We start from the raw sequence: 17,509 nt of genomic DNA, 5'->3' as shown, positions 1-17,509 counted from the left end.
GGCATCCAGAGACCCGAACACCCGGTTGCGCCGTTTCCACTCCTCGTAATCCAGGTAGGAGAGGTGATACCGATCGCCCACCGGGATGCGGTCATATAGCGCAACCAGGCGCCCCGCATCGTAATACGGCAAAGGTCTCACCAGCGCCGCATCAACAAACGCATAGATCGCGGTGCCTTCGCCGCAGCACGCCGATGATCCGATATGACTCCCCGTTGATCGTCGTCGAACGCCCAACCACTCGGTTGTCTCCCCCGAACCGCTTTTGCCATGCCTCGTAACTCAGCAGCACCACCGGCTCCGCCGAGGCCTCTTCCTCGCCCGGCAGAAAGTCCCGCCCCAGCCACGGTGCCACGCCCAGCGTACGGAAGAACCCATCGCTCACCCGCGCTCCAGAAGCCTGCTCCAGTCCCTTAGCGCCTCGCATCGTCACCGTCTCCGGCCGATAAACTTGCGAACAGTCCCAGCGCGAAGACTGCAACCGCCGTCAACGCGAACCCCGGATTCCGCCGCAACTGCCGAACTGCATAACGCACGTCCTGCGCCAGCCGCTCCATCCACACGCCACCCCAAACCTCGCGCGAGTTCTCTGCTGCCGTCATCGGATTGCCGAACTTCGTCCTCGCCGCACGCCGCGCTTCGTCCGCAGACATGCCCGCATCCATGTTGTCCTGCGTCTCCATCGCGATGTGCTCTTCAATCTCCTCCAGCAACTGCTTACGTCGCCGACCCCAGTCAAACATCGTCGAACCCCTCCACAAACATCAGTTCAGGCGCCCCATCTTCCCGCCGAAGGCGCTGAGGTGGGTTCGCAGGATCTCACCGCACCCGAATCTCGGTGAGACGAAACCCCTATGACTTCTCTTCCGCCACAGGGGCAAGCACACGCGCCATCGCGCTCGAAAACCTCTCCCACTTTGAGGTCTCCGTATACAGCTGCTTCCGCCCCTTGGCCGTCAGCCGATAAAACCGAGCTTTCCGATTGTTCTCCGAGACGCCATCCTCCGCCGCAATCAGCGCTGACCGCAGCAGCCGCTGCAGCGCCGGATACAGTGATCCATGCCCCACCTGCAGCACCTCATCGGATCGCCGCTCAATTGTTCGCGCAATCGCATGTCCATGCGCCCGTCCCGGCGCCAGTGTCTGCAAAATCAGCAGATCCAGCGTCCCCTGCATCAGCTCCAGTTGTTGTGTTCGCTCTCGAGTCGTCATTCGACCCAAGACTAGGGCTCGCTCAGGTCGAATGTCAAGGGGATGGAGGTTACTGCCGTCTCCAACAAAGATCAATGGTCAGTTCTGCTGCCGTCATGGAGAACAAACGTCCCAGACCTGCGGCCCCGGCAAATCCAGCGTTTGTCATTGAACACTGCGGTAAAACAACATGCGCGCGAGGCGGATGGAAATGTGGAAATCACCAAAGAACAGTGTCAGACCCGACTACTTTGATCCTTGTGGACGAGGCCGATCGCCTCCAGATGAACAGCCTCGAACAAATGAGATCGATCTTCGACGAGGGGACCGCCGGTATGGTGCTGATCGGCATGCCCGGCATCGAGAAGCGCATAGCGCGATTTCCCCAGTTCTATTCGCGTAGGTTGTCGCCAGCCTCATACGGATGACCGGCGGAAACTTCAGGCTCTTGACTCGACTCCTCACCGAAATCGAACGGGTTCTCCATGTTAACGACCTAGTCTCCAATGAAGTAGTTGAAGCGGCGCGGGACAGTCTTGTGATCGGCACAAGCTGACGCCGTGTACGCCAAATAATCCTGAAACATTACGCCAAATAGCTCTGAAACAGTCCGCCAACTAAAGTTGAAAGCTACAGGTCAAACGATGCCCACTAACGCCACCCGTGGTCTGCTTTTGAAAGCTCCGTAGGCTCCATAACAGATAGTCCCCGTTTCAGGGGCTAGGCGACGACAAAGGTTCTGATCGACATCATTTACCAGCCTATGAAGAAAAAAGGTATTGCATTGCGCGAGAATTGTCGGTGAAAGCTTCCCGACTTAATCGAGAAGGTGATGCGACATCGCCGCCGAGATTATCTAGACGCCTGCAGACTGCCTTTCTCGATTATCCGGATGGACTTGCGAACAATTTGATAGCAAGGAAGCACGGTTGATGAGTCACGAGCCACTTCGCCCTTGATCTCCTCATCGAAGAAACTGCTCTGGTTTGAGAAGAAGATCTGGTTCGCCTTGACATCGCAGAAGTTTTTTTTAACTACCTTCATCTTAAGTAGAGGCAGACTCTTGAGGACGCGAAGGTCGATTCGCGATTCATCCGACGGATACACGTCGACGAGTTTTGCGAATTGGTGCTTTCCCGATTTGCTCACGATCTCTGCGAGATAAGTGTCCTGATTCTGGGCGCCAGCATGAATTGAGATACTCATAGCGCGAATCCTCGCACTGACCGCCTGCTCCTTGACGGGGTTCTCGAAGATAATTTGTCGATCCGACGCTGATGCAGAAGTCGAACACGCAAGAACGAGGACGGCAATAACAAAAATGTGAGATGTGGGCATAAGCTCCGTCTTAGACAAGCCGGAGTATATCTTAAGTCCCAAAAGCGATGATTACTTCTGCAAATTAGATGTAATTCTCCAACGTCACCTTGAACTGCGATCATTTGTCGTTGTTTATTTGCGAATTTCACACCTTCAAAGCGACTCTCTTTGCGATGAGTCGGTATGCAGGCAACAAGTTAGATCGTGTATCGCCGAAGAAGGGAGATGCCTACACACCCTTGCTTCCATTGTTTCCCAGCAAAAGTGGCGAACGGACCATCTGGATCCTGTCGATTCCATTTTGGGAAAGAACTTTAAATTTCCCCAAAAATGAGCAGCTGAATTTACTTGTCCTTCAGAGTCCGACTGAGCTATGGTAAGCGCTCATCACTTAATCGCTTGTGGAGATGCCCGTGCGACTTGTACCCCTCGTTCCGTGCTTTGCATTGCCCTCTGTCCGTCTACCAGACCACGCTTTCTTTAGTGCTTCTGCCGATCGATTCAATCGTGTTGCTATAGCTGCAAAGGAATGTCATGCGAAAGCATCTCCTGTGCAAAAAGGGCTACCGATCAAGTCGGCGTGATCAATCAATTCAACTCACTTAGTTAGTCCTTTGAATCAAAAATGCGTCGGAAATCCTTGTGCTTACACTTCGTTGGGCTCAGACGCATTGTCCGCCATAGTTTCAGAGAGTGCGACTGTAGAAAGAACGTTCCAATCTATACCCTTCATGCGGCGACGGGCGCAGTTTCTTTGCAGTAACCGGCTAACAATTCGACGAGGGTCTATGCCTAGGCTACAGGATTTTAATGCTAAAAATGTTGTCGGTTTACTACTATCTCTACCTTTGTCGACAGCATATATTTATTCACAAAATGCTGCTCTCTCTTCTCAAGGTTTATTGCCTGACGCGACGAGGGATGCAAGAGCCATCTCGTTGCTAACTTCCGGCGTGGAAGAGAAGACAAACCTCAGTATCGTTCATTTGTCTGGAAAGATAACTCTGTTGCAAGGAGAGCAACGAGTTGGAACAATCGATGTCTACAGCTCACCCAAAATGCGTTGGCGCGAGGATATACACGTTGGTGGCCAATCCTTCAGTGAGACTTATGGGAATGGTTTGCATATATGGCGTAATTTGAAAACGGGTGAGAGCGGGCGCTCAGCGGTTTTACTTTCCGGGTCGGCGCTTTTTCCGGCTCATGCTCTAGCGCGAATCACACAAGATAAGAGGCTCACTATCGAGCTCGTTGGTCCGCAGCCTTTTGCCGAAACGACTGCAATTCAGGTTAATGCCTTGAGAAAATCCAATGATACCGCAAGCAACTCCCTCAACGTTTCTCAACTTGAAATTTCGGACCAATCTCAAAAAGAAGAAATGTTCATGGACATGTCGAATCAGCGTCTAATTGGCATCCGTTATCAACACGTAGCCGAAAGTCCAAACCCAATCGTGCCGAAAGTATGTCGCGATTCAACGGGGAAGTTGCGTGCTCATCCGGCACAACCAAGCCTCGCAAATCTCGATTGCGACATTGCTCACAGACAGTTGCTCGTACCCACCGAAGTCAGATTTGCTGATTACCGAGAAACATCACTTGGCCTAATTCCCTTCTCAGTAGATCGACTGGAGCAGGGAGTGCGGGTCGCACACATTGACATCGTGAATTTCGAAATTATCGAAAATATGCCTGCGGCTAATGAGGCCATTCAATAGGTTGCTCAGGATACAATCATGTACTTCGTTAACGTTGAAACTCACAAACTCTCGAGACATATCGTGCTGTTCCTGATCTCCCTATTTGGGACGTTTGGTCTCGATCATTTGTCCGCGCAGAGTTCTGCGACCGGCTTTCCGCCGCTCACTGCCTTTGATCATGGCGGCCTTGATCAAATCAATCTCGGAACTCTTAATATAAACATTCCCTTAATCCTGTATTCGAGAGAGGGCAGAGGTCCTAAACGCCCAGTCAAGTACGTCTATGACAATCCTGTGTGGAACGTAGTCTTTTGTCAGTCATCGCCTGATGGGCGGTGTCCCTACCTAACCGGCGGCGGTTTGCGCCCAATGGCACCGAATGGGCTTCAGCCCCAGGCAACCTATGTAGCATGTGGTGACGATTCCAATCCTGCCTCTTATCCGTTCTATTTCGCAATTTCCTTTGAAGATCTAAACGGAACAGTGCACTTCTTTCCAGTGGGTATAGACGACAACAGGAGCTATGTCTGCAATGGTTATCCGTCCACATCACCGCGAACGATAACAGTCATGCCTGAAGATCCTGATGGATGGACATTAACCGTGGTCACGGCGCCGGATACGTTGTATGGCTTAGGAAGCATGACTGTCACTGATCCGGATGGGAATGTATACGGAGGCGATAACCATGATCGAAATGGAAATATCCCAGTAGATCCTACAAGCGTTAGCGAAGTTTATTATCCTGATGCTTCCTGCGTGCAAACGGCCTCCTGCCATATCACTACTACGTTCACCTATCCGACTGCCACCGGAACTGCACATTTCGATAGTGCGAGCTCTCACCATCAGCTTCAGTGGCCATGTATTTCAGGAAGCGCGACATTTCCCCATATCCTCGTCGATTCCATCACTCTCGCAAACGGCAAAGCATACACATTTAACTATGATGTGTATGGCAGGGTTAATTCGGTAAATCTGCCGACAGGCGGGACGCACACTTATACCTATCCTGGCAGCAATGCAGGCTTCAACTGCACGGACCCTAGTTCAGTGCCAAGTACGAGTTTGCCATTAAACCTATATCAGGTAGCGAACGTGACGCGCACTGTTGACGGGACTAGTCAATGGACGTATCAAACTACGACATCTACTACTACCGATGTTTGCAAAGGATTCTTGAAAACGATAGTCGTCGATCCAACCGGTGCGAGTGTCCTTCATTGTGTTGATCAATCTGGTATCGAATTCATTAGCGAAGGCAAAGGACTATCCACGAGAACCTGTTATGCATACGTCAGTTCGGCCTATTCGCCTTCGTTCTGCACTGCTCAGAGTTCGTTTAGCACATCGGATGGAATCTCGCCGATCGCGACAGTAATCAAGTCATCCCAAGTTACAAACTTAGAAGACGGGTCTTCATGGAATACCATTTCGTACGTTAGCGGTGAGTACGGGTTTACAAGTAATATTAAGACTTACAATTATGGAAACTCCAATATAAGTGCACCCGATCGTGAGTGGTCAGCTACATATGACACGAGTGCTTTGCCTATTTTCATGACGGAGGAGAAACTTTATGATCATGGAACGCTTATTTCTGACTCGCAATACTCTCACGACGATTACAGCGTTGCTGCAAGCGGCAGCTCTAGTGCAAGTCTAACTACATCCGTTCCTGCTCGCCGCGGTAACGTTACTCAGATAAAGAAATGGTCCGGCGGATCAACTTGGGCAACACAGCAGATTCAGAAATACTACGACGATGGTTTAGTAAGTGAATCTTGGGATGGAAACAGTAACCACACGGTATTTGCCTATGATGATTGCGATCATTCGTTCTTAACGAAGATCGACAAGCCGCTTGGCATTTCGACCCATCAAACATGGGAATGCAACACTGCTCAGCTTGCGTCGCAGACGGCAGAGAATGGATATGTTACGCAATATACCTATGCGGACCCATACTTCAGTAGAGAGACACAGAGCTACAGTCCGGCGGATGGAGCCACCACTCTTTTCACGTACGACGATGGCGCGAGGACCGTTGAAATAAACAGACTGCGGGATCCCGCATCTGGTACGACGACACCCGGTGCCGGATGGCTAGATGAGATAAGTGTTAGTGATGACCTTGGTCGCGTGAGCAGATCAATGCGCGCAGTAGGCAGCGGGCAATGGAGGACAGTAGATACAACTTATGATGCTGCTGGCAACATATCCTTTGTCACAAATCCGTACTATAGCAGCGGGCTCAGCTCTCCCAAACGGACTTCTGGTAATGGCGTTAGCTATGGATTTGATTCCTATGGCAGACCATACACGCAGAGCTTCATCCACGATGGTGTAACTGACACTAGCTTTCATTCTTATCACGGCAGAGACTACTCCTTCACAGATGAATCTGGGAAGATAAAGCTCTATCGTCTAAATTTTGGGGGTAAAGTTGTTCAAGTGTGTGAGGTGACCGGCAGTGGCTCGGATTCTCCATGCGGAATGGGCATTTCGGGGAGTGGTTTCACGACCTACTATACATACAATGCTGCCGACAATTTAGTGGTGGCCACTCAAAGTGGCAGGATTCGTCTATTCTCTTATGATCTGTTGTCTCATCTCAAAACATCTACCAATCCCGAGACGGGAACCATCTGTTATGGCATATGGAGTGGCGGCAACTGCATCAACGGTTATGATGCGAACGGCAATCTCGTAGCAAAGACCGATGCGCGCGGTGCAATGATCACCTATGGCTATGATGCTCTGAACCGGCTGATCAGCACGACTTATTCCGGGGGAGGCGCAGCAGCAACGCGCTCCTCCTGTTATCAATACGACACAGCAACCAATGGTACCGGTCGTCTCGGTGCCGAATGGACTCAAGCTGGGGCTTGTCCTTCTTCGCCACCGAACAACCCGGAAACGCGGCATACGATCGTCACGTACGACGCTGTGGGTCGAATCAAAGAGGAGCAGCAATGTCATCGCGGCAAGTGTTCGTCGGGAACTCCAACTACGAGCACGATGCACTACGATCTTGCCGGAAATCTGACCTATTACTCCAACGGAATTGCTCCTATTGAACTGAGTCAAACTTATGATACGGCTGGTCGATTGCAGTCGATCGGCAGCTCATTATATGGACTGCAGTATCCCAGCTACCCAGCGACTCTCCTCTCGGTTGGGGCGTATAGTCCAGCGGGTTCGATCCAAAACATGAATCTCGGCCCTGTTATCAATGTGACCAGAACATACGACAATAGGCTTCGCATCACTGGCCAGACGGTCACACATCCATAACACTGTCGACAAGGATGTGTTTGAACCGGTGACTACCAGCGGTCCGAACAAACTCATACGAATACCTACGAGGTCGTCACCCATGAGCAACCGATTGAATTGGAAGGAAAATCTGTGAAACAACATCGGCGCACGGCCATCTATCTCGCCGGCATACTTTTTCTGGGCCTCTCGGAAGCTAGCTACGCGCAATCGGGAGGAACCACGGTTCGAGATCTTCCGTTCTCTGCAAATGAGTGGATTACAAAGACGTCTACCGCAGCTGATGGAACTGTTAATGTGACGACGCAACAGATCGTTGTCGCGAGGAGTTCGGACGGCACCGTCAGACGAGAGATTCATGAAGCTTCATCTGGCCCTAATCGTGTTATCGGTAGACCAATCGTACTCGTTTCGATCCTCAACGAAGACACAAAGACCAACAAAGCGACCTTCAAGGGGAAGGCCGCGGTTACAGCGATGGACACATCCAGACTTCAAAGCATTTCGGCTTCGAAGAATTCCACAGCGAGAGCCTCAACCTCGTCAGCAGGTCGTGAGATATCAAAGCTCAATGGTCTTGAGGCTCTAGTGCATCGCGCACAATACAGCGTTCCTGCAAGTGATCCGAACACGAAGGCCAGCACAGTCACGTCGGAGCTCTGGTATTCCCCTGAATTGCACGCAACTCTAAAGTCGAGCATCTCGGACTCCAGTGGAGTCACTGTAGTGACCGTCCTGGATGATATCCATCGGCAAGAGCCAGATGCCTCGCTGTTTCGTGTCGGCACAGAAGCAACGACAGCACAGAAGTAAAACCATCTTCTTGGTCCCGCGGAGTATTCAATGCCAAGGTACTTGCAAGCCTTATTGAACTGCTTTTTCTTTTTCGCCTTGCTTCAGGTCGCGCCAAGTCATGCTTTAGCGCAAGATGTGTGGGTTTCCGCGGGCACGCCGGTAGGCCTAACAGCCTTCTCCGGATATGGGGCTCCAGACAACGGGACTCCTTGCGGTCCGGACAACAGCCTCACATGTTCCGGAGGCACATTCCCACCAAATGGCAACATCCACTGGACGGTTGATGGGGCACCTGCCAGTTCTAGCTACGACACAGTCAAGTCAGCAGGTTCCTATTGCTCAGCGGACGGTAATGTTAATTATTACACTTATTGTTCTGTCTATTGGGACGAGTCGGGTTTTTACCATCTTCTACCTCCAGGAGATCACGTAGTCACGGCATTTATTCCGGCATCCCAGGATCCGAATGCAGTGTTTTCGACTACTTGGAACGTGCACGTAGCGAAACCAGTGCCATCAGTGTCGGTAAGTTGTTCACCCAATCCCATCTCGTATGGAAGTGAAAATACGAATTGCGTGGCGTGGCAGTCTGCAGGTACAGGCTCATTGACGTGGACGATTAACGGGGGATACTGGACGACCACGGGTGTCAACGGCAACGCAGGTGGGTTCGCGGGCTGGGGAGCAGGAAACTACACGATCGGAGTTACTTACTCAGGAGATAACGACTACGGAAGTGCATCAACTTCGGCAGTCTTAACCATCAATAAATCGACGCCGAACATCATCGTTTCGTGCACACCGAATCCGATCTCATATGGTCCCCAAACGTCTACATGTACTGCGCGGACTTCCGGGGGCTCTGGAACCATCACCACCTATTGGGATGGAAATGCATGGTGCAGTGGTGCCGCTCCTGGTCCTGTTAGTTGTACTGGATGGAACGGGCAACCGCTAGGGAACCACACCTTTTCTGCGAATTATTCAGGCGATGGCGACTACAACGGAACTTCGGCTTCAACTACATTAGTAATAAACAAAACAACTCCTCCTATTTCTGTTTCCTGTTCGCCAAATCCAATTACATACGGACCGCAAACGTCGAACTGCACAGCAACTGTAGGGGGTGGCGCTACCGGCACCGTTTCATTCCAGGATAACGGATACACATGGTCGACACCTTCACTGAGTGGCGGTCAAGCCTCGGCAGGAGGTTTCAATTACGATGGCTCGGGATTACACACGGTCACGGCGATTTATAACGGCGACGGGAATTTCAATTCAGTTAGCGCCAACACTACGCTAACCATTAACAAAGCAAATACAGTTACGCAAATCTCTACTGACGCAACGCCGGCGAATGTGGGCCAGAGCATAACGTTTTCCGCTCTGGTCAGCACGGGCGGTGCAAATCCTACCGGCACGGTCACATTTCTCGACGGTGGTTCACCGATCGGCAGTGGAAGTGTTGATGTCGTTTCGACCACGAATCTAGTTCCGTATTCACAACAAATTGGTAACCCTGCAACGTGGGGAGGTTACTGCGGCTCTCTATCGAACGCCGCAGCCAATACTGGCGATCTGGTCGCTCCGGATGGTACAACGACAGCCACAAAGTGGGTTGTTGATGGAGGGTTTTGTGCAAGCCCTTCTGGAACCAGTAATGGTGCAATCAGCACGTTTCCGGACGGACTTGCAACAGGCCAATCTTACACAGTGAGTGCATGGATGCGAGGAGCCGCAGGTGGAGAGTATGTGGAGCTTGGCCTCAATGACTGCGCGCTAATTGGCATTCAACTCAGCACAACATGGACTAGATATTCGAAAACATTCTCAGAAATTCCTAGCTGGTTGTCTGGGTGCGCAACCGGCCCGCGCGGTCTCCAATTCCGTGGCCTTGGCGGGACATATTACATTTGGGGTGCCCAGACTGAACAGTCAGCCACACTTGGGCCTTACATCCAAACGGACTCGTCTACGCGCAATGGCAACGGCGGAGTGGGCAGATTTGTAACGAGTGCCCTCGGGCCGGGAACCCACGCGATATCGGCCAGTTATTCTGGTGACCCAAATACTGCCGGAAGCGGTAGTTCTGCTATAAGTGAAGTAGTCGTACAACCTGCAGCCGGGGCACCGGCAATTTCCTCCCTTTCGCCTGGCTCCGGCGTCGTTGGAACATCCGTTGTGATAACGGGCATGAACTTTGGAGCTAATCAGGGAAGCAGTTCTGTAGTATTCAGCGGAATAAATGCCACTGTCATTTCGTGGAGCGATACATCGATCGCGTTCCAAGTCCCCTTGAATGCAACCTCAGGTAATGTCATCGTAACTGTAAATGGCATCTCAAGCAACAGTGTCTTGTTTACTGTCAGTTCAGGGACCGGCCAGAATGCCACAATTTATAGTTACGAAATCAAGGATGGAAGTAGCAATTCTGGATATGCGCCAAATGGCAATGTCGTAGCCTACTCCGATTGGGTGAACGGAACCTGGAGCGATATCGGTTATGACTCTGCAAATCGGCTTACTGTTGCAACCCAAACGGTGAGCGGATTCAAGCAGTATCTCTGCTGGAGTTATGACTCATTCGGCAACCGTCTGGCACAGACGGTCTCCGGTAGTTCATGCAGCAATCCTGTACCTACGGTTTCGTATAACTCTAACAATCAAATCCAAGGGTTATTGTATGATGCGGCCGGCAATCTAACCAATGATGGAAGAAACCAGTATCTCTACGATGCCGAAGGTAGAGTATGCGCGGTGCAATATCAGGTTCAACCCGGGTGGCCTTCGACAATGATGGGCTACATCTACGACGCAGAAGGTCGGCGCGTGGCGAAAGGCTCAATCAGTCAGTGGAATTGCGATATGGACAACAATGGCTTCACGGAGACAGCCGGTTATGTCCTTGGCCCTAATGGCGAACAGATGTCCGAGACCGATAGCCAGGCAAACTGGGTTCATACCAATGTATATGCCAATGGAGAACTGATCGCTACCTATACTCCCAGCGGCCTCTCCTTCCACCTCAACGACTGGTTGGGGACGCGTCGGATGGACACGGACCCTTTCGGCAATCCGGGTACAACCTATCAGAGCATGCCTTTCGGAGAGCTGCTTAATCCGGCACAAACAATCACTTCTCCAGAGCACTTCTTCACCGCCAAAGAACGGGATTCCGAATCGGGCCTGGACTATTTCGGGGCGCGCCACTACAGCTCCACGATGGGACGCTTCCTTACTCCAGATTATTCGAATGAACCGGAAGCTGTTCCATTCAGCGATTTGAGCAATCCGCAAAGCCTGAACTTGTATGGCTACGTGCAGAACAATCCATTATCCAATGTGGATGTGGACGGGCATTCAGTAAGATGCTCGGATGGTAACGAAGCAACTGTTTGTGTTACGACAAACTTACCAGATCCCCCTGGCCTAATCTTCGGAATAAATCTGCAGAGGGTTGCTAGTTGGACTGTTCAGGCAGCGTCGAACACGATTCAAAATCTGTCGAATCTCTCGCATATTATGAATACCCCGGGAGGACCTAATTGCGTTGGATCGCTAGTGACCAGCGGAGCGATGGCCGGCAGCGGTGCCATGGCCTTGCCCGGTTTATCAGGCATCGTAGGTGGCCCAACGGTATTGCTTTCTGAAGGGAGCGCGGTACTCGGTGGTGGGATTGTCGGCGGCGTCGCAGGAGGCACCGCGGCTATGAGTATGTGTCCCGGAGCTGGCGGTGGTAGTGGAGCCGGTGGCAGTGGAGGTAGTGGTGGTAGCGGCAGATCTAACAAAGTGAGATTTGGTAACAATGCAAATCAGGATTACCACACATTTCGTCATGTCGAAGATGCAGGAATTAATCGACAATCAGCAGAGTCCGCCATTAGAAATGATCTCGCTGGCAAAGAAAATTCCCTACCTCAAGGCCTGACAACTGGCGAAGTTAGCGTTGGTGGGAAGATACTTCGATACAATGCCTTTAAATTACAGGATGGGACAATCAATGTCGGACGCATCACAGTTCACTAGTTCGAATCCAACTCGCCCCTTGCACTACGAAGAGCAAGAGCTAATCCGCTCACTTGTCTCTGATATTCTTGCGAAACCGATCTTAGAGAGAACACTTGCAAACTGTCGCGTCGTAGATATGCAAGATGGCGGAATGGGAAGCATTCGCTTTATTCAACCCGAACGGCGTGTATTTGGTCGGACATTAGTAGAAGCGCAGTACACAGATATCGATGGTGTTCTAGTCAGTATTACTGTCAATGTGGACCAAGAGGATCAACTATTCGAGGTGGACTTCTGGAAAGTAGACTTCTCGCCACTCAAGCGATATCCACAACCAAAGGATCTCCTAATAAAGCGGTAATACTGCGTGACTTGCCGAATAACGTGAACCGCAAGTCACGCTGACCATCAACGTTAATTAGCTGATCCCCTCCGATTTTAGCTAGGGAATCTCTGCACAAGTTCTGCATCCGCGTCCTGATTGATTAATCGTATGGTTGGCGAGGTGAGCGGGGATGAAGCAGCAGAGTCTGGCGAGTCAGGGTGTGTTTGAGAAGTACGGTCGGAAGAGTCGGCGGGAGCTGTTTCTGGAGGAGATGGAGCGTGTGGTTCCGTGGTCGGCGCTGGAGTCTCTGGTGCGTCCGCACTACGCGAAGGGGGGCAACGGACGGCAACCTGTGGGCCTCTCGATCATGCTGCGGACGTACTTTGTTCAGCAATGGTTCAACCTGTCGGATCCCGGGGTGGAAGAGGCGTTGTACGAATCTGCCGCGCTGCGGCGGTTCGTGGGTGTAGATCTGGGCGTCGCTCCGGCGCCGGACGAGACGACTGCCTGCCGCTTCCGCCATCTGCTGGAGAAGCACGATCTGGGCGGTCTGATGCTGGAGGCTGTGAACGTGCATCTGGAGGCCAGGGGCATCCGCATTGCGACGGGCACGATCGTGGATGCGACCATTATCCATGCGCCTTCCTCCACCAAGAACCAGTCCGGCGAGCGTGACCCGGAGATGCACCAGACCAGGAAGGGGAACCAGTGGTACTTCGGTCTGAAGGCGCATATCGGGGTGGACAGCAAAGAGGGCGTGGTGCATTCGGTCTGCACGTCGGCGGCCTCGGTGGCCGACAAGCACATGCTGCCCGACCTGCTGCACGGCGAAGAGCGAAAGGTGTGGGGCGACGGCGGCTATCAGGGCCAGACAGAGGCGATCCACGAGGCCGCGCCACACGCGCAGGACATGACCTGCCGCAGGACGAAGTTCAAAAACTATGTGGACGAAGAAGCGAAACGAAAGAACACAACCAAGTCGAAAGTAAGAGCGAAAGTAGAACATGTGTTCCGCATCCTGAAGCGCGTCTTCGGCTTCGACAAGGTGCGCTATCGTGGCATCGCGAAGAACCATCACCGGCTCTGCGCGAACTTCGCTCTGATCAATCTCTACCTGCATCGCAAACGCCTGGCCGTACTGGGGGCGTAGTGCGTCCGGTGGCTGCTGAGACCGGACGCTTGAGGGTGCAAATCAAACTCAGCTTCGACCCGAACCCCACCAAAATCACCCGTCTTCAATGCAGGATCGCCATCATCAAGAAATCAAACCCTGCGCAGACGCTCCCTAGCTCATCGAAGAAATCGTCCTCGTAGTCATCCTCACGAGGCCTACCGAATTATTGTTACTTCAAACCCTGGGCGATCGGGACCACCACAACCATCTTGCCCCGCCAGTAGCCCAGCCGCTCAATCATCCTGCGTGCGGTCTCACGATTCACCTCGAAGCCATGCTCGTTGATGAATCGCAGAGCGGCGGTCCGCGTTTGAAAGCTGACAAAATCATCAGGGTGTCTCGATACATCTTCTCGAAGGCTATCGAACATCAGAGCGTCACCGCTCTCCATGTCGACCATGACTCGAGGCGTCCTAGCTAAGCTCTTCAAAGTCGTGGTCACCGTCGCAATCGACGCAACCGGACTAACGACCTGCAGAAAAAGCAAAATTGGTGGGAAAGCTCGCATCTCTTCTATCACCTGCGAGCTGTTCTCACCAGGAAATCCTGCATTGCATACCTCAGCCGCATGCAACCAGGCGTCCATCAGAAGATCTCTCCTGATCTTCCAGGGCCCGAGTTCGGGATAGAACCCGCTTTGCCGGGTTCTTGTTGGACATAGGCTGTTTACGGATCCGTGGCCGGTAGCCCCTGAACCAAGCGTCCAGACCGCCGTTTCGGCCACTGGACACCTCCGTAGATTGAAATCAGGGCCTGAAGTGATGGTTGAAAATGAGGGCCTGAGAATCTCTGGAGCTTGAATCGGAAAGGTGCCGAGTATTCCACATGAGTTGCTAAGTTGTCCAATGAAAATCCGGCGCCACTCAGAAAAGACCATCCCAGCTGGCGCCGCAAGTTAGCTTAATGGCGACTACCAGAACGAACAGCGGGGCATCTTAATAGGTAGGAGGTTGCCTGATTAGCAACCTCCTTGAGCGCTCTGCCATGACGCTCAGTTTTAGTGGCTCCGGAAGGAGCGGGGAGGCTCCTCCGGAGCTCTTCCCCAACCAAAATTTGTTATGAGCCGCAACTGTCAAAGCTGCTCTATCACGCTTTTTCCCTAACCCTAAGCTGATGACAGCCATGAATGCAAAACACAAGGGCATCTGGATTGAGGTGAACTAGCCCACAATCTATGGCTTTCGCGTGACCTGGGCATTTCGCGCATCCTCCGAAGATCGCACACAGGTTCTCGGTTTGCACTGTCATGTCGCCCGTTGGGGTGATTTGTTCGGGCATGGTCATTGAGATGCTCCCACTACGGGATATCGATATCGGGTGCTAGAGGGCAGCCATTCGATCGCTCGTGAGATGCTAGGTCGCATGAAAAGTGCAGTCCAGTTCGGCTTTGTAAAGCCTATGGAAGCTCTGGCAGTAAAGAAGCTTCCCCAGGGCAAGAGCTGGAGTTACGAGCTGAAATTGGACGGCCACCGCGTTGAGGCTCTAATCAGAGATGGACGAGTGAGTCTTCTGTCGCGACGGCAGTCCACGTACACGAGCAAGTTTCCTCTGGTCGCCAATACCCTGCGCGAACTCCCAAATGGAACTGTCATCGATGGTGAGCTGACGGCCATCGATGAACTTGGCCGGCCGCGGTTGAGCATTCTCCAGAACTATCTGAGCCAAAAGCCTCCAATCATCTACTTCCCTTTCGACATCATGTTTTACAAAGGCACTGATCTGACGAGGAAACCTTTGAGTGAACGCCGCAAATTTCTTCGCAAAGTCTGTCCCACCTCAGACAGTGTGATCGTCTCTGAGGTGATGGAGACCGCGGCTCTCACTCTGGCCTTTGCTCAAGCAAACGGCTTGGAGGGTGTTGTCGCAAAACGGATCGACAGCTTCTATGAGCCTGGTCGAAGATCAGGTCAGTGGCAAAAGTTGCGCGTGAGCCTCGGCCAGGAGTTTGTGGTTGGTGGGTACCTGCCAAGCGAACTGGGGGTCGATTCCCTTCTCATCGGCTACTATCGTGGCGGCAAGCTCCGATACGCAGGCCGGGTTCGAGCTGGTCTGATTCCAGTGACTCGACGACGGATCGCGCGAGAGCTTCAAAAGCTGATCGCTAATATCTGTCCGTTCTGCAATCTGCCGGATCGGACCGCTGGTCAATGGGGTGAAGGTCTAACAAAGGAGAAGATGGCCAAGGTAGTCTGGCTTCGACCTCTCGCTGTAGCGCAGGTCGAGTTTCTGGAATGGACTTCTGCCGAAAGACTTCGACATACGACCTTCGTGGCTCTGCGTTACGACAAGGACCCTCTTACAATTCAGCGCGAGACATGAACAAACTTCTACGTCGATTCCCATTTTGAAATTCCTGCTCAGCATTGAAGCCCGCATGTGCTCTGCACGCAGGAACCGAGCGCAAGAGTGGACCCTCACTCCTATGACATTCCACATCAAACCCCTCTCGCATACTGACGATATGCGCGAACGGGCGTGGGTGTCGCGCTCTTTCATTTCTTACAACACTGCCCTTTTGCTTGCCATCTTAGGTATCCACAACGGCGAGTTGGCTGGTTTAGACCTCACCTACAACAAGATTCAGGAGACATATGAAGGTTCACCGTGTCGTGGAATACAGCGTATATCCTGCGGACGCTGTCCTCGTCGGCAATGACGACGGAGATGAATACGATGATGACGAGATTGAGACCGACTGCTGGCACATCAGGACACGTAATCTAGCCCGTGCTCGTCGAATTGCCAAGTCATTAGGTGAAGGCTCACACATCATCAAGCAAGTTCAGACTTATACCCGTGTTAGGGATCGGATCTGGCGCACTGCTGGAGAGTGGGTTCTCCGTAAAGGACGGTTTACCTGCCTCAATAAACACCGTAGGTACTGCCGTGCTTACATTCGCAAAACCGTTGCATTTCACGTAAAGGGAGTTCGGGATTGGCAGGAGTATAACCGTCCGGAAAACCTGTTGCGCATTGCTCAGGAATGCGTGTCCAAAGAACTCGCACGTTTAGCTTCAGAGAGCAAAGAGCCTGACCATTCGGTATGGCCTGAGTGCAGTACAGCCTTGTACAGCTCTATCCTCGACATCCCTTTCTGATCTGAATAAGGAGACCTTACTGTGAACAAACTGTCTGGGCAATCCCAGTTTGTTGCTGCCATCAATACGTTCGTCGACGCCTCTGTGGCGCTCAACCGCGTGTGGGAGGAGACCAAAGTTGGGGGTAGCAACGACTACCCTTTCAAGGAGTCGTTTGACGAGTTGCTCCACCGAATCATCAGCTGGAGGGACACACAAAAATCTCTGATCGGACTTGATTCAGAGACTACGGAACCAAACGAGTCCAGTGTCTACGACCAATTCAAAGACATCGCGGATGCCTTCAATGCCTCCGGTCTGAATACGACCGTCGAATCCGCCGCAGGCCTTACCTCTCTCACAGTCACACTGCCGAATGAGAAGATCATCATGTTCGGCGACAGCAATGCGACATGGGGTGGTGAAATCTACAACACCTGGGACGCCTATGAGCAGAGCGAAGCGGCAGATTCACTTGACACCGGCCTGGCCTCGACCAACCGCGACCCGGCTGCTGTACTTGCAGCTTTTCGGAATACTTTTCTACCCTAAACACCAATCCTCTTCCCATTGAATCACTCCGCAGGCTTGCCCTGCTGCGAGCCATCAAAAGCTATTGTTACTGTTTCAGCTTCTC

At 52.2% G+C, this 17,509-nt stretch carries 15 protein-coding genes; 10 read left to right on the top strand and 5 right to left on the bottom strand.

Going from position 1 to position 17,509, the window contains the following annotated elements; translation table 11 throughout:
* Positions 1 to 151: 151 nt before the first annotated feature.
* The 3 genes from BDD14_RS31060 to BDD14_RS31050 form a co-directional block, all read right to left on the bottom strand.
* The gene (locus tag BDD14_RS31060; protein WP_130425456.1) at positions 152 to 427 is read right to left on the bottom strand and encodes an ABC transporter permease; all 276 of its coding nucleotides are present in this window, start codon (positions 425 to 427) and stop codon (positions 152 to 154) included.
* A complete protein-coding gene (locus tag BDD14_RS31055; RefSeq protein ID WP_130425454.1) occupies positions 414 to 743 on the bottom strand; it encodes a permease prefix domain 1-containing protein in 330 nt (109 codons plus the stop codon). Before BDD14_RS31055 ends, BDD14_RS31060 begins: the two co-directional genes overlap by 14 nt.
* Before the next feature lie 109 nt (positions 744 to 852).
* Positions 853 to 1,176, bottom strand: coding sequence for a PadR family transcriptional regulator (locus BDD14_RS31050; protein ID WP_242618412.1), 324 nt, complete (start codon positions 1,174 to 1,176; stop codon positions 853 to 855).
* Between the two features lie 248 nt (positions 1,177 to 1,424).
* On the opposite strand from BDD14_RS31050, the gene BDD14_RS32700 reads away from it, so the two are divergent.
* The gene (locus BDD14_RS32700; protein ID WP_207231952.1) at positions 1,425 to 1,619 is read left to right on the top strand and encodes an AAA family ATPase; all 195 of its coding nucleotides are present in this window, start codon (positions 1,425 to 1,427) and stop codon (positions 1,617 to 1,619) included.
* A gap of 424 nt (positions 1,620 to 2,043) precedes the next feature.
* On the opposite strand, the gene BDD14_RS31035 is transcribed toward BDD14_RS32700, so the two are convergent.
* The gene (locus BDD14_RS31035) at positions 2,044 to 2,397 is read right to left on the bottom strand and encodes a hypothetical protein (protein WP_130425450.1); all 354 of its coding nucleotides are present in this window, start codon (positions 2,395 to 2,397) and stop codon (positions 2,044 to 2,046) included.
* Positions 2,398 to 3,299: 902 nt separating this feature from the next.
* Here BDD14_RS31035 and BDD14_RS31030 point away from each other — a divergent pair.
* The 6 genes from BDD14_RS31030 (at position 3,300) to BDD14_RS31010 (ending at position 13,771) form a co-directional block, all read left to right on the top strand.
* The gene (locus BDD14_RS31030) at positions 3,300 to 4,229 is read left to right on the top strand and encodes a hypothetical protein (RefSeq protein WP_130425448.1); all 930 of its coding nucleotides are present in this window, start codon (positions 3,300 to 3,302) and stop codon (positions 4,227 to 4,229) included.
* 18 nt (positions 4,230 to 4,247) lie between these two features.
* The gene (locus BDD14_RS31025; RefSeq protein ID WP_130425446.1) at positions 4,248 to 7,508 is read left to right on the top strand and encodes an RHS repeat protein; all 3,261 of its coding nucleotides are present in this window, start codon (positions 4,248 to 4,250) and stop codon (positions 7,506 to 7,508) included.
* Between the two features lie 114 nt (positions 7,509 to 7,622).
* Positions 7,623 to 8,303: a hypothetical protein gene (locus BDD14_RS31020; RefSeq protein ID WP_130425444.1), complete on the top strand. Its 681-nt coding sequence runs from the start codon at positions 7,623 to 7,625 to the stop codon at positions 8,301 to 8,303.
* A gap of 30 nt (positions 8,304 to 8,333) precedes the next feature.
* The gene (locus tag BDD14_RS34085; protein WP_130425442.1) at positions 8,334 to 12,314 is read left to right on the top strand and encodes an RHS repeat domain-containing protein; all 3,981 of its coding nucleotides are present in this window, start codon (positions 8,334 to 8,336) and stop codon (positions 12,312 to 12,314) included.
* Complete coding sequence (locus BDD14_RS34975; protein WP_423201829.1) at positions 12,259 to 12,657, top strand: DUF6984 family protein; 399 nt, start codon at positions 12,259 to 12,261, stop codon at positions 12,655 to 12,657. The genes BDD14_RS34085 and BDD14_RS34975 overlap by 56 nt, the downstream gene beginning before the upstream one ends.
* 154 nt (positions 12,658 to 12,811) lie before the next feature.
* Positions 12,812 to 13,771 carry an IS5 family transposase gene (locus BDD14_RS31010; RefSeq protein WP_130425440.1) on the top strand — a complete coding sequence of 320 codons (960 nt, stop codon included), beginning with the start codon at positions 12,812 to 12,814 and terminating at the stop codon, positions 13,769 to 13,771.
* 193 nt (positions 13,772 to 13,964) lie between these two features.
* Here BDD14_RS31010 and BDD14_RS31005 read toward each other — a convergent pair whose 3' ends face one another.
* Positions 13,965 to 14,381 carry a hypothetical protein gene (locus BDD14_RS31005; RefSeq protein WP_130425438.1) on the bottom strand — a complete coding sequence of 139 codons (417 nt, stop codon included), beginning with the start codon at positions 14,379 to 14,381 and terminating at the stop codon, positions 13,965 to 13,967.
* Between the two features lie 776 nt (positions 14,382 to 15,157).
* Here BDD14_RS31005 and BDD14_RS33580 point away from each other — a divergent pair.
* The 3 genes from BDD14_RS33580 (at position 15,158) to BDD14_RS30990 (ending at position 17,424) form a co-directional block, all read left to right on the top strand.
* A complete protein-coding gene (locus tag BDD14_RS33580; RefSeq protein WP_165420461.1) occupies positions 15,158 to 16,114 on the top strand; it encodes an ATP-dependent DNA ligase in 957 nt (318 codons plus the stop codon).
* Between the two features lie 272 nt (positions 16,115 to 16,386).
* Positions 16,387 to 16,893 (top strand): hypothetical protein, encoded by a 507-nt coding sequence (locus tag BDD14_RS30995; protein WP_130425434.1) that lies wholly within the window; start codon positions 16,387 to 16,389, stop codon positions 16,891 to 16,893.
* 21 nt (positions 16,894 to 16,914) lie between these two features.
* Positions 16,915 to 17,424, top strand: a complete 510-nt coding sequence (locus BDD14_RS30990; RefSeq protein WP_130425432.1) for a hypothetical protein — start codon at positions 16,915 to 16,917, stop codon at positions 17,422 to 17,424.
* Positions 17,425 to 17,509: the final 85 nt, after the last annotated feature.

Origin of the sequence: Edaphobacter modestus, from assembly GCF_004217555.1 — a bacterium.
GTDB lineage: Bacteria > Acidobacteriota > Terriglobia > Terriglobales > Acidobacteriaceae > Edaphobacter > Edaphobacter modestus.
Note: the sequence above shows the minus strand (reverse complement) of the source record. Positions and strands in the feature narration are given on the sequence as shown.

What these genes read in the sequence shown, in the direction of transcription:
- BDD14_RS31060 (WP_130425456.1), bottom strand. Translation starts at nt 427, where the DNA reads ATGCGAGGCGCTAAGGGACTGGAGCAGGCTTCTGGAGCGCGGGTGAGC.
- BDD14_RS31055 (WP_130425454.1), bottom strand. Translation starts at nt 743, where the DNA reads ATGTTTGACTGGGGTCGGCGACGTAAGCAGTTGCTGGAGGAGATTGAA.
- BDD14_RS31050 (WP_242618412.1), bottom strand. Translation starts at nt 1,176, where the DNA reads ATGCAGGGGACGCTGGATCTGCTGATTTTGCAGACACTGGCGCCGGGA.
- BDD14_RS31035 (WP_130425450.1), bottom strand. Translation starts at nt 2,397, where the DNA reads ATGAGTATCTCAATTCATGCTGGCGCCCAGAATCAGGACACTTATCTC.
- BDD14_RS31030 (WP_130425448.1), top strand. Translation starts at nt 3,300, where the DNA reads ATGCCTAGGCTACAGGATTTTAATGCTAAAAATGTTGTCGGTTTACTA.
- BDD14_RS31025 (WP_130425446.1), top strand. Translation starts at nt 4,248, where the DNA reads ATGTACTTCGTTAACGTTGAAACTCACAAACTCTCGAGACATATCGTG.
- BDD14_RS34085 (WP_130425442.1), top strand. Translation starts at nt 8,334, where the DNA reads ATGCCAAGGTACTTGCAAGCCTTATTGAACTGCTTTTTCTTTTTCGCC.
- BDD14_RS34975 (WP_423201829.1), top strand. Translation starts at nt 12,259, where the DNA reads ATGCCTTTAAATTACAGGATGGGACAATCAATGTCGGACGCATCACAG.
- BDD14_RS31010 (WP_130425440.1), top strand. Translation starts at nt 12,812, where the DNA reads ATGAAGCAGCAGAGTCTGGCGAGTCAGGGTGTGTTTGAGAAGTACGGT.
- BDD14_RS31005 (WP_130425438.1), bottom strand. Translation starts at nt 14,381, where the DNA reads ATGGACGCCTGGTTGCATGCGGCTGAGGTATGCAATGCAGGATTTCCT.
- BDD14_RS33580 (WP_165420461.1), top strand. Translation starts at nt 15,158, where the DNA reads ATGAAAAGTGCAGTCCAGTTCGGCTTTGTAAAGCCTATGGAAGCTCTG.
- BDD14_RS30995 (WP_130425434.1), top strand. Translation starts at nt 16,387, where the DNA reads ATGAAGGTTCACCGTGTCGTGGAATACAGCGTATATCCTGCGGACGCT.